The following is a 1,002-nucleotide window of genomic DNA, read 5'->3' as shown; positions in this document are numbered from 1 at the left end:
ATACATTATGACTTTTATGAATATATGTGCTCAATTATTACACTTTTATCTTTAACGAAGCAGAGCTTCGGGGAATATATCCCATAGAGATTTAAATAATCTTTCTTTTCACGTTTTCTATTTTCTGCAAGCATCGCATAAATCACAGCGGTTCTTATAGCACCTTTTATACTGCTCCCTGGAATATAGGCACGTCCTTCGCCATCTCGAATAAAACGACTTCCACTTTTTGCATTCAATTCTGTTGTAGATAAATCTTTAACAAACCTTATAATATCAACATCTGGAAATAGTTGCGCTTTATGATCCTCAAGAAATTTTAGGCACGGGTTGGATTGTTTTTCTTTTTGGGAGTCAGACATATATATCCATCTTTCAACTTCCTCAATATACTTTTCAAACAAATTGCATTCAATCAGTTTTTGAGATAATCTCTCCGAATCAAGAATATACATTTTTTCTGTTTTTTCTATCCATACAGCTCCCCAACCATAATCTGAATTTCCACTAGAAATATGAATAGGCGAAAGCGGCGTTAGTGTAACCGTACATGTTTCAAATCTTTTTTTCATCTTTCTTGGTATCAATAAGATTTAAGTGACACACAAAAAGACTTCCCATAGCGAAAAACAGGATGAGGAAAATCCTCATTCATTTTTTCATCAAGAGGCGCTACATTTTCAATTTTTCCAACAGGACAAAGGTTCTCTTCAAATACGCTACCTTCTGAAAGCATATTTACAGTCTGACGTTTCATCTGAAATAGATTAAGACTTGAGAAAGTCCATCCTTTACGCAACGTTAAGTCATATTGGGCAACCTGTTGGTTATTGATACTTTTTATAGTTTCGACTTCAGCATTGGTTGGAAGTGTAAGTGAAAACAAACATTGAAGAGAACCTGATTGCGAATAAAGGATCCTCGAAGCAGAGCTTCGAGGTATTTAGAAGAGTTGGAGCTGCTGTGAATGCAACTTTTTATACTCAATTTCTCGACCTTGAC

Annotated in this window: 2 protein-coding genes; both read right to left on the bottom strand. The window is 35.1% G+C overall.

The features are described from left to right. Nucleotides 1-14 precede the first annotated feature (14 nt). Nucleotides 15-572: a type III-A CRISPR-associated RAMP protein Csm5 gene (csm5, locus tag EST62_RS12445; RefSeq protein WP_129052389.1), complete on the bottom strand. Its 558-nt coding sequence runs from the start codon at nucleotides 570-572 to the stop codon at nucleotides 15-17. An 11-nt stretch (nucleotides 573-583) separates the two neighbouring features. Then, entirely contained in the window at nucleotides 584-919 is a 336-nt protein-coding gene (locus EST62_RS12440) for a hypothetical protein (RefSeq protein WP_256372372.1), read from the bottom strand. Nucleotides 920-1,002 lie beyond the last annotated feature (83 nt).

Origin of the sequence: Chlorobaculum sp. 24CR, assembly GCF_004118635.1 — a bacterium.
GTDB lineage: Bacteria > Bacteroidota > Chlorobiia > Chlorobiales > Chlorobiaceae > Chlorobaculum.
The sequence above is the reverse complement of the archived record's forward strand: the minus strand, read 5'-3'. Positions and strand labels throughout refer to the sequence as shown.